We start from the raw sequence: 12,094 nt of genomic DNA, 5'->3' as shown, positions 1-12,094 counted from the left end.
CCATTCAGGCCGGGCGCTGAAAACAGCGCCCGGTTTTTTACACACAGGAGAGAAGATGCAGCAGATAATATGCTCCACGGGAGCGCTGATCGGACGGCCGAACGGTAGGGATTACCGCCTGCTGAAACAGTTTTGTCCCCAACTGGAATGTGACGGGTTCGAGTTTATTATGTACGGCACCTGGTATAATGAGGTGGACGCAATTACCCGGTTTCTGACTTCGACAGGGCTGAATATTCCGGTGATGCACAGTGAAAAAAGCATTACGGAACATATTGCCAGGGGCGGAGAGGAAGAGGAGCGGGAGGCCTGCCGCCTTTTCGGGATCAATTGCCGGATGGCAGAAGCCATCGGCGCCGAAAAGATCGTGATCCATCTCTGGAACGGACAGATCTCCGATACCCATTTTGAGAACAATCTCAGGTCTTATCCCGTGTTCCGGGAAATGGCGGAAAAGCACGGCCTTACCCTGCTGGTGGAGAATGTTGTATGCCTGCAGGATCCAATGTCCCACTGGGTGGAGCTGTACAGGCATTATCCGGATATCCGGTTTGTTTTTGACACCAAAATGGCGGATTTTCACAGACAGCTTGACCTGCTGTACGCACCGGAATATGATTGGCTGTGGAAGGAAAACCATATCCTGCATTATCATGTGAACGACTACGGCGGCGGATATATGGATTGGAGCAACCTGAAGGTGCTCCAGCTTGACAAGGGCCATATTGATTTTAAACGTTTCTTCCGCTTTGTGGGGAAGACGGGCTATACGGGAGACTTTACTTTTGAAGGAACCGGCTTTGACCATACAGGCGAAGTGAATATCCGGAACCTGAATGACCAGTTTGCCCGGGCAAGGGAATACCTGGCCCTGGCGGGACAAAAGAACGGCTGAGCATTGACGGCAAACCATAAGGAAGAGAGGCGGGGACAATGCTTTTCGGAACCCTGGAAGCGGGTGGAACCAAAATGGTTCTCTCCATTGGCAATGAACAGAACGAACTCATTGAACAGACGAGTATTCCCACGGAAGCTCCTGAAAAGACAATACCGGCAATGATTGACTGGTTCCGTGACAAAAAAATCGCGGCCCTCGGCATCGGAACATTCGGACCGGTGGATCTGAAAAAGGATTCACCGACCTACGGGTGGATTACGAAAACCCCCAAGCCAGGCTGGAGCGACAAGCCCCTGCTGCCACCTATGCAGGAAGCACTGGGCGTGCCTGCCCTTATAGACACGGATGTGAACGCGGCTGCGCTGGCAGAGTGGAAGCTTGGAGCAGCCCGGGGACTGAACAGCTGCCTTTATGTCACGGTAGGAACCGGGATCGGCGCGGGTCTGGTGATTGAAGGGAAGCTGGTTCACGGGCTGGTTCACCCTGAATTCGGTCATATGCTGCTTCGGCAGGAAAAGGAAGATCCGGCTCCGGACGGCTTTTGTCCCTATCACAAAGGATGCCTGGAAGGCCTTGCGTCAGGTCCGGCTATCGAGAAGCGGTGGGGGAGAAAAGCATATGATCTTCCGGAAGACCATGAAGCATGGAACCTGGAAGCGGCATACCTTGCGCAGATGTGTATGGACGCTGTCTGCGGATTCTCGCCGGAAAAGATTATCCTGGGCGGAGGCGTGATGCAGCAGAAGCATCTCTTCCCGCTGATCCGGAAGAAGACAAAGGAGCTTTTGAACGGATATGTCCAGGCAAAGGAAATACTGGAAGAAATTGACAGTTATATCGTAGAACCCGGCCTGGGAACAAGGAGCGGAGCGACAGGCGCTCTGCTGCTTGCGAAACAGGCATTGCAGGAAGCATAAAAGTACGAACAAGAACGTACAAATCGATACAAAAAAAGAACAATAGCCATTTACGGAACGGATAGTTAAAAATGTCCGTTCCGTTTCATTTTTTGTCTTTCGATAATATTTATGGTCGGTACATCTTTGCAAAACTATGCAACAAAACAGGCCGATTAGAGCAAAAAAATGGCAATAAATGCCAGAAAAACGGTTGAAACCGATACCAACCCAATGATTACAGGCGTTTGAGCCGATTTTGGCTGGTTACAGGAAAAAATTACATGAAAAAAGAGGTGAAATATGGGAGATGTACGTACCATATTATCAAGTTTGAGGTGTTTTTTTGCGTGTTTATCAGGCACCTGAAAGGGCCGAAAAAGGGTAGAAACGGTTACAAAAGGCAAAAGTTGATAAAATGAAGTGTAACATATATACGGATACATGAACGCCTTGAAATGTAAGCGTTTCTGGCATGACCATGACCGCACAGGCTTGTATTTGCTTGCGATCTGATCAAAAAGCTTGAAATCCTTTTTCTTGTATGGTATGATTTCCGTGGATTCGTATGCCCATTTTGAAGTTATGAAGAACATAAGAATCGGTCGGCATGTAACCTTGATGTAACAAAAACAGCCGAAAGGCGAATCCTAAGATTCAACCCAGGATGACGAAAAGAGGGGTAAGGACATGATGAAGCAGTTCAAGAAGGTTCTCTCCATCCTGTGCGCGCTTGCTTTACTGCTTTCCAGTTTGGCAATGGCACTGGCTGAAGGTGACCAGATCGAGAACGCAGCACCTGCTGAGGTTTCCACAGAAATCCCGGCTGAGGTTTCTGCTGAAGTTCCGGCGGAGGTCCCCGCTGAAGCTCCCGCAGAGGCTCCTGTTGCAGCACCGGCGGAAGAACCTGCCGAGGCTCCCGCAGTGGAAGTCCCTGCCGAAGCTCCCGCGGTGGAAGTTCCTGCTGAAGCTCCTGCAGAAGTACCTGCCGAAGCTCCCGCTGAAGTCCCTGCGGAACCCGTAAACGAGGTTCCCGCTGAGGCTCCTGCTGAAGTAAAGGCGGAGGATCCCGCAGAGGTACCTGCTGCTGAGACGCCTGCTGAAACTCCTGCCCAGGTTCAGGACAATGTACCCGCTGAAGCTCCTGTTGAGGCTCCGGCTGTTTCTGATGCGGATGAACAGAATGAAGTTCCTGCCGAAACGCCTGCCGCTGATGGTTTCTCTTTTGAAGAAGAGGAAGATGAAGACGGCCTGGTTGAGTTTGACAATGAATTCGGTTCTGTGGAAGAAGAAACCCTGCTGAAGAATACTCCGGAAATCACCGATGAGCTGAAGGGCCTCCGTTATGCTGAAATGAGCGTCGGCCAGACCCTGAGTGATTCCGTTGATTTCGGAGATACCCTGGTGATCACGCTGAAAAAGAGCGACGCTGAGATTGTTGTCCTGACCATCAATACCGCTTCCGATAAAGCGCCCACTGCTGTTGTGGATGGAAAGAAACTCGGCTTTACCCCTGTCGAGAATGACATTCCTTCCACAAATGTGTTTGCTGCTGAACTGAAGAACGCAGCGGGACGTACCCATGAGATCATCCTGGAATCCAATGAGAAGATTTCCTTCAGCCTGAATGCTGCCGAAAAGCAGGCTGAAGTGGTAGAAACTCCTGTTAATGAAGAAACTCCCAATATTATAGAAGAAACCACCACGGAAGAACCCGGGAACGAAGAACAGAATACCGAGCCGGAGAATGGCACTGCTGTTCCTGCTGAAGAACCTGTAAATACTCCTGCGGAAGAAACTGCCGAAACACCCGCTCCCACCGTTGAAGTTTCCGTAAAGACCTATGACGCCCTGAAACCGGGCAACAGCATCAGCGACACCCTGGTGGCCGGCCAGAAGGCCAAGATCCAGCTGAAGTGCGGCCGGAACGAGAACGTCACCCTGGCGCTGGGCGGCAATACGGATGACCTGGATGTGAACATCGACGGCGCTGCGTTTAACGGCAACACCTGCGAACTGCAGAACATCGCTTTCCGCAAATTCAATATCGTGATCACTGCCAAGCAGGATGCCTCCTTCACCCTGAGTGCTTCCGCCGTCAACACGGCTGAGGAAGCGGAAGAGGAAGAAACTGAAGAGCCTGCAGAGAATGTAACGGAAGAGCCCGCCGAGGAGATCACCGAGGAAGAACCTGCAGTAGAGATCAGCGAGGAAGAAAACGCTGAAGAGGTATCCGAGGAAGAAGCTGCGGAAGAAGTCACCGAAGAGCCTGCTGAAGAAGAAGCTGAAGAAGAAGTCACCGAAGAGACTGCTGAAGAAGAACAGGCAGAAGAGGTTTCTGAAGAATGCGAAGAGACCGAAGAAGCGGTTGAAGTCATTGATGAAGAAAAAGATGATGAAACAGAAGCTTCTGATGAAGAAGTGACAGAGGAAGAGACCTCTGAGGAAACCGCTGAAGAAATCGAAGAAGTAACAGAGGAAGAAGCAACTGAAGAAGAGCTCGTTGAGGAAGAAGAGATCGAAGAGATCGAACTCCTGAGCGACGAACAGATGGTCGAGCTGGGCTACCGCAAGATCCAGATCCTGAATAAGAACGGCGCAGATGTGTATGCCGCTGCGGAAGAGAATGCTTCCGTGACCGGTCATGCTGATTTCGAAACCGAGCTGTGGATCAAGGACATCGAAGCGGAAGGCTGGGCTCAGATCTACACCGCCGAAGGTGAAGAAGAACAGTTCATCCTCCTGGCTGAGATCGAAAAACAGCTGCCGACCGATGAGGAAATGCTGGCATTGGGCTACATCAAAGTGTATGTCGGTATTGATATCGGCGCGAACGTGTACGCCGGCCTGGGCTCAAGCGAAACCGCCGTTGATCACCTTGACGCCGGTATCGAACTGTGGGTGAAGCTGATCGAAGGCGCTGACCGCGCCCAGATCATCAATCCGGAAGACGAATCCGTTATTGGATATGTCAACCTGGTTGATATCATTGCCATCATGAAGCCGGAAGGCATGGAGAACCTGCCTACCCGCGAGATTGTGCTTCATGACGTCCTGAAAGAATTTGGCATGAATGTGATCTTCCTTGGTACGGAAGTTCCGTTTGAGCTGGAACTGATCAACTTTGCTGAGGATGACTGCTATGTAGTTAACTGGCAGTACAGCGTAGACGGCGAGGAGTTCATCGACATCCCGGATGCGCATGATCTTACTTTCACCTATATCGCTGATACCGAGAACCAGAACTATTTCTGGAAGGCCATTGTGAAACTGGTTACGGTCGAATAACAGAACAGATAGTAGCAGAATAAAGCAACTAGACAAATAGATATATCGGGCAACCTTTGATTATACCTACCACGAGAGGAGTTTCGTTATGAAACGCACAGCACAAAGGATAATCTCACTTCTGGCATCGGTAATGATGGTATTCAGTTCGGTACCAATTACTGCGCTTGCTGATGCAGAAATTACGTATCAGAACGGGTTGCCCGTATCCATAGCAGAAGGTGCGCTCACGCCGCAGCAGATTTTAGGACCTGCGGTTGAGTATGGCGTTGTCGCGAACAAGTATAAGCAGTCAGGCCATACCGAGACCAACTTCGCTGTCAAGCATTTCGAGATCAACAACTCCCAGAGTATCGAAATCATGGGCAGCGGCAGCAATCCGATTCCTTTCTATATCGGAGAGTTGGATAACAATAGCTATTTCTGGAATGGTGAAGCGACGAATGTTACGTTTGACGTGTTCATCAATAAAAACCAGTCTTCAAAAGGAAAGACCGACAGCAACGCAAATGTACGTTGTTCCAGGGACAATCCCCCGACGAATGTTTACCCGCGGGAAACGAGCGATATTAACGCCTATGTAGATACGTTGATCAGCTATCCTGTAAAAATGTCGCAGCTCATGTCCCAGAAAAGCACTTATACACCTACCTTTGAAAACAATTCAAAGACAATCGATCTGACCGGTCCGGCATTCAGCGCGGCTAAGAATGCCACCATCTATGTCAACTGCGCGAACATGAAGAACATCATGTCGCAGGATGGCTGGGAAATCATCAAATACGAAGGCCAGACCATTGTCTTTAACATGCCCGATGGCGGAAACTATGACATCAAGAAGTTCAAAGTTACCGTCAAGAATGAAGGCGGCGGCACTGTTATCAACGGCCTGGAAAGCCGAACAATCGAAAAGAACGGAAATCCCTCTCATAACGGTAATGTTGAAAAGTATATTCTGAATCATATCGTATTCAACGCCCCGAACGCTAGCAGTCTGTCCATCGATACGGCTGCCGGTATTTTCCTTGCGCCCAATGCGACTGTAAACCAGAACAACGGTGCAGGCGCCGGCTGGGTCATGACAAAAAAAGGCTTCAACTCCACTGCTGAATGGCATTACTATTTCAAAGAACGGCATTACCATGCCAACAGTGAAAAAGAGGTTAACATCTCCAAGGCATTTACTTATCAGGATGGTACCAAACTGCCGCCTGATGTTGCCAACAAGCAGTTTACTTTCCGTATGGATGAGGTGGATGGGAACACCTTCCAGATCAAGAATGGAAACAACACCTATCGTGCAACCGTAATCGGCAAGGCTGGAGAAACAATTAAATTCCCCAAGTTTAATGTCAGTAATAAAGATTTCAGATGCAAAGAGAATGGCGAAATTGAAGGTAATAATCAGAAAATCTACAAGTACTATGTAATTCAGGAAGTTGCTGACAGCGATGCTGAGATTGTTACGGACGCGAAAAAGATCTATGTGAAGCTGGAAGCACATGGCCACGATAAGGACCAGATCGACTTGAAGCTCTGGTATTCTGAAGATCATCAGAACTGGAATAACGAAGTTGGTGAGGATGGCAACGTCGGCACCTTCAACAACTACAAGAAACAGTATACTGATCTTGAAGTACAGAAGAAGTGGCAGAGGGCTGAATACAAAAACGGCAAGATTACCTATGTTGATACGACCGGTGAACATACTGCGGACAGCGTTGAAGTGAAGCTGATTGCAGTCAAGTCTTTGCTGCAGCAGGGTCATGGCGAACAGCCAACTGATCAGCCGACGGAGTTCGATACTGATGAGCCAGCGACAACACCTACGCCTCCCCCCAAGCCTACACCTGTGCCTACTTATACATTGCGTTTTGTGAGTTCACAAAACAATCTGTCCGTTGAGTATAAGTATAAGGGCGGTACAACGGTTGAATTCTGGTTTGACAATGGCAATCAATGGTGGCATCCATATGAAGGAATAAAATTATCCGGTGCTGTCAATGGAACAATAGGAAATGGTGGGGACCATTTCTCTGTTACCATGGATTCTAATAAAACGATTAAACTGACAGACACAAGCAATAGTAACTGGGGTAATGTTGTTACTAACTCTTTACAATTGTCACCTGCTCCAAATGGAGAGTCTTCTAGCATAAAGAATCTGGATACAAAACAGAACAGAACAGCGTTAGATCCTCGATTCTTTATCGCGGCCGCAGGCTTCACCGATATCTCCTACACTCCCACCAATACGGTTGGACCGATCCAAAGTGGACTGAAGTCTGTTTCTGAAATCACTGGCGGTAAAGAGTACACAGTTGTTGACACTCAGAGGTTGAGCAAGTCCAACAACTGGAAGTATAAGTGGGAGAATCTGCCGAAGCATCTGTATGAGACAGATGGATCTATCTACAATCTTACCTATTATATAGTGGAAACTTCCGCGATTGGAGCAGCCAGCAATTCCTACAGCGGAAACGGCACAAATAAAGTTACAATCACGAATACGGAAGAAGAAACTTCCGCGACCGTCAGGAAAATCTGGGACGACTCGGATAATAATGATGGAAAGCGGCCTGGCAGCCTGACTGTTGACCTGATGAACGGGACAACAGTGGTTGCCACCGTGACGCTGAACGCAGCGAACAACTGGACTGCTACAGTTGAGCATTTGGCGAAGTACAATAACGGGCAACTGATTTCCTACAGCTGGAGAGAAAACAATGTACCGGCAGGTTATACCCTGACGGGCAACAGTACAGAAGGAACAATCACTTCTCTGACAAACACCCACAACCTTGAAAAGACGGAAGTTTCCGTTAAGAAGGTTTGGGACGATGCAAATGACCAGGATGGTTATCGTCCGGAGAGCCTAACTGTCACGCTGAGCAACGGTCAGGAAGTGGTTCTGAACGAAGAAAACGGTTGGGAAGCGAAAATTTCAAACCTGCCGAAGTATTCCAACGGATCCCTGATCAACTATACATGGACCGAGAAGAATCTGCCGGATGAATATACCCTGACGAACACTGATAAGCAGGGTACAATTACCAGTCTGACCAACAGCCACACACCTGAAGAGACCCAGGTTAAGGTAAACAAGATCTGGGAAGACGATGAAGACCAGGATGGCTACCGGCCGGAAGAAGTGATCGTCAAGCTGCTGGCTGACGGCGTGGACACCGGCAAAACAGCCAAACTGGATGAAAGCAACTGCTGGAGTTATACTTTCACCGGCCTGCAGAAGAAAAAGGACGGAATAGAAATTGTTTACACCGTGGCAGAGGATCCGGTGGCAAACTATACATCCAGTATTTCTCCTGTTGCCGGAGAAGAAGGACACTTCGAGTATGACGTGACAAACAGCCATACCAGCGAAGAAACTGAACTGACGGTCACTAAGGTCTGGGATGACGCAAACGATCAGGATGGTTACAGGCCCGAGTCTGTAACGGTTAACCTGCTGGCAAACGGAAAGAAGATCAAGAGCGTCACGCTGGACGAGAGCAATAAGTGGACCTATACCTGGCATAAGCTGCCCAAGAAAGAGAAGGGCAAAAATATTAAATACACTGTTGAAGAAGAACCGGTGGAACATTATGAAACCGAAATCTCCATCAACAAGGGCAAGAACGGCAATTTCGAGTATGACGTAACGAATACGCATGTACCGGAAAACACCGAAGTATCCGTGAAGAAGGTTTGGGAGGACGCCGGAAACCAGGATGGCATCCGTCCTGACAAAGTAACGGTCAGACTGTTGGCTGACGGTACAGAAAAAGAGGCTGTTGAACTGAACGAGGGCAACGGCTGGGCTTACAGCTGGAGTGAACTCGATAAGAAGGCCGGCGGTAAAGACATTGCCTATACGGTTACTGAAGACGAGGTTACAGGCTATAAGGCGACTATCACATCTGACGGGGAAGGAACCTTCTCTTACACCGTCACGAATGCTCATACTCCGGCAAAGACCGAAGCAACTGTTAAGAAGGTCTGGAACGATAACGAAGACCAGGATGCCATTCGTCCTGCAAGCCTGACTGTTGTCCTGAGCAACGGCACAGAAGTGACGCTCGACAAGGACAATAACTGGTCCGCAACTGTCAAGGATCTGCCGAAGTATGCAGGCGGACAGCTGATCAGCTACACCTGGACTGAAAAAGATGTGCCGGCAGGATATACACTGACCGGAAATAGTGCAAACGGCACTGTTACAACCCTGACCAATACTCATACAACCGAAGAGACTGAAGTTGAGGTCACCAAGGAATGGAAGGACTATGACAATGTATTTGGTTATCGTCCTGATGAGGTGACTGTTAACCTGCTGGCTGACGGAGCCAAGGTTGGATCTGTCACGCTGAATGAAGAGAACCATTGGACTTATACCTGGACAAAGCTCGCGAAAAAGAATAAGGGAAAGAATATTACCTATATGGTTACCGAAGAGCCGGTAGCCAACTATTCCGCGAGAATCAGCCAGAAAAAGGATGGATCCTTCGTCTTTACTGTTACGAACACCCTGATCACCACGAATATCAGCGGCGAAAAGGTCTGGAACCTGAAGGGCAACAACGAGCTGCTGCCTGAAGAGATCACCGTATACATCAAGGACGGCACGACCACTGTCGATACCCTGACTGTGAAGGCGGGCGAAGACGGCAAGTGGAGCTTCACGTCCAAGGATCTGCCTAAGTACCGCGCAGACGGAAAGACAGAGATCGTCTACACAGTAGATGAAGCGGAAGTTCCCGGCTTCGATAAGGTCATCGACGGCAACCGGATCACCAACACGCTGAAGACCACGAACGTCAGCGGCGAAAAGACCTGGGATATGCAGGGCTATGACGCAACGCTCATGCCCGAGAGCATCACCGTATACATCAAGGACGGCGAAACGACTGTTGATACCCTGACCGTAAAGGCCGGCAAGGACAACAAGTGGACATTCACCTCCAGGGATCTGCCGAAGTACCGTGCAGACGGTAAGACCGAGATCGCCTACAGTGTGGATGAAAAGGTACCGGACGGTTTCAGCAAGGTTGTCACCGGCAGCAACATCAAGAATACCTATGTACCTGATCTGACGAAGGTCAGCGGCGAAAAGGTCTGGAACCTGAAGGGCAACGACGAACTGCTGCCCGAAGAGATCACCGTATACATTAAGGACGGCGAAAGCACTGTCGATACCCTGACCGTGAAGGCGGGCGAAGACGGCAAGTGGAGCTTCACGTCCAAGGATCTGCCTAAGTACCGCGCAGACGGAAAGACAGAGATCGTCTACACAGTAGATGAAGCGGAAGTTCCCGGCTTCGATAAGGTCATCGACGGCAACCGGATCACCAACACGCTGAAGACCACGAACGTCAGCGGCGAAAAGACCTGGGATATGCAGGGCTATGACGCAACGCTCATGCCCGAGAGCATCACCGTATACATCAAGGACGGCGAGAAGACGGTTGATACCCTGACCGTAAAGGCCGGCAAGGACAACAAGTGGACATTCACCTCCAGGGATCTGCCGAAGTACCGCGCAGACGGCAAGACCGAGATCGCCTACAGTGTGGATGAAAAGGTACCGGACGGCTTCAGCAAGGTCGTCACCGGCAATAACATCAAGAACACCTATGTACCTGAACTGACGAAGGTCAGCGGTGAAAAGGTCTGGAACCTGAAGGGCAACAACGAGCTGCTGCCCAAGCAGATCACGGTCTACATCAAGGACGGCGAAAAGACCGTTGAAGAACTGACCGTGAAGGCAGGCGAGGACGGCAAGTGGAGCTTCACGTCCAAGGATCTGCCTAAGTACCGCGCAGACGGAACGACTGAAATTGTCTACACAGTAGATGAAGCGGAAGTACCCGGCTTCGATAAGGTCATTGACGGCAACCGGATCACGAATACGCTGAAGACCACGAACGTCAGCGGCGAAAAGACCTGGGATATGCAGGGCTATGACGCAACGCTCATGCCCGAGAGCATCACCGTATACATCAAGGACGGCGAGAAGACGGTTGATACCCTGACCGTAAAGGCCGGCAAGGACAACAAGTGGACATTCACCTCCAGGGATCTGCCGAAGTACCGTGCAGACGGCAAGACCGAGATCGCCTACAGTGTGGATGAAAAGGTACCGGACGGCTTCAGCAAGGTCGTCACCGGCAATAACATCAAGAACACCTATGTACCTGAACTGACGAAGGTCAGCGGTGAAAAGGTCTGGAACCTGAAGGGCAACAACGAGCTGCTGCCCAAGCAGATCACGGTCTACATCAAGGACGGCGAAAAGACCGTTGAAGAACTGACCGTGAAGGCAGGCGAGGACGGCAAGTGGAGCTTCACGTCCAAGGATCTGCCTAAGTACCGCGCAGACGGAACGACTGAAATTGTCTACACAGTAGATGAAGCGGAAGTACCCGGCTTCGATAAGGTCATAGACGGCAACCGGATCACCAATACGCTGAAGACCACGAATGTCAGCGGTGAAAAGACTTGGGATATGCAGGGCTATGACGCAACGCTCATGCCTGAGAGCATCACCGTATACATCAAGGACGGCGAGAAGACGGTTGATACCCTGACCGTAAAGGCCGGCAAGGACAACAAGTGGACATTCACCTCCAGGGATCTGCCGAAGTACCGTGCAGACGGCAAGACCGAGATCGCCTACAGTGTGGATGAAAAGGTACCGGACGGCTTCAGCAAGGTCGTCACCGGCAGCAACATCAAGAATACCTATGTACCTGATCTGACGAAGGTCAGCGGCGAGAAGGTCTGGAACCTGAAGGGCAACAACGAGCTGCTGCCCAAGCAGATCACGGTCTACATCAAGGACGGCGAAAAGACCGTTGAAGAACTGACCGTGAAGGCAGGCGAGGACGGCAAGTGGAGCTTCACGTCCAAGGATCTGCCTAAGTACCGCGCAGACGGAACGACTGAAATTCTACACAGTAGATGAAGCGGAAGTACCCGGCTTCGATAAGGTCATAGACGGCAACCGGATCACCAA

Annotated in this window: 4 protein-coding genes; all 4 read left to right on the top strand. The window is 50.1% G+C overall.

The annotated features are described in order from the left end of the window. Positions 1 to 55 precede the first annotated feature (55 nt). The 4 genes from JYE50_RS07685 (at position 56) to JYE50_RS07670 (ending at position 12,043) form a co-directional block, all read left to right on the top strand. The gene (locus JYE50_RS07685; protein ID WP_084094970.1) at positions 56 to 895 is read left to right on the top strand and encodes a sugar phosphate isomerase/epimerase family protein; all 840 of its coding nucleotides are present in this window, start codon (positions 56 to 58) and stop codon (positions 893 to 895) included. A gap of 38 nt (positions 896 to 933) precedes the next feature. Beyond that, positions 934 to 1,815, top strand: a complete 882-nt coding sequence (locus JYE50_RS07680) for an ROK family protein (protein ID WP_084094969.1) — start codon at positions 934 to 936, stop codon at positions 1,813 to 1,815. A 669-nt stretch (positions 1,816 to 2,484) separates the two neighbouring features. Beyond that, on the top strand, positions 2,485 to 5,082 hold the full coding sequence (locus tag JYE50_RS07675; protein ID WP_143763550.1) for a hypothetical protein: 2,598 nt from the start codon (positions 2,485 to 2,487) through the stop codon (positions 5,080 to 5,082). 88 nt (positions 5,083 to 5,170) lie between these two features. Beyond that, positions 5,171 to 12,043, top strand: coding sequence for a Cna B-type domain-containing protein (locus JYE50_RS07670; RefSeq protein ID WP_304588399.1), 6,873 nt, complete (start codon positions 5,171 to 5,173; stop codon positions 12,041 to 12,043). Positions 12,044 to 12,094 lie beyond the last annotated feature (51 nt).

The sequence above is a fragment of the Aristaeella lactis genome (assembly GCF_018118585.1).
GTDB lineage: Bacteria > Bacillota > Clostridia > Christensenellales > Aristaeellaceae > Aristaeella > Aristaeella lactis.
This window is presented reverse-complemented; position numbering and strand designations above follow the sequence as displayed.

What these genes read in the sequence shown, in the direction of transcription:
- JYE50_RS07680 (WP_084094969.1), top strand. Translation starts at nt 934, where the DNA reads ATGCTTTTCGGAACCCTGGAAGCGGGTGGAACCAAAATGGTTCTCTCC.
- JYE50_RS07670 (WP_304588399.1), top strand. Translation starts at nt 5,171, where the DNA reads ATGAAACGCACAGCACAAAGGATAATCTCACTTCTGGCATCGGTAATG.
- JYE50_RS07675 (WP_143763550.1), top strand. Translation starts at nt 2,485, where the DNA reads ATGATGAAGCAGTTCAAGAAGGTTCTCTCCATCCTGTGCGCGCTTGCT.
- JYE50_RS07685 (WP_084094970.1), top strand. Translation starts at nt 56, where the DNA reads ATGCAGCAGATAATATGCTCCACGGGAGCGCTGATCGGACGGCCGAAC.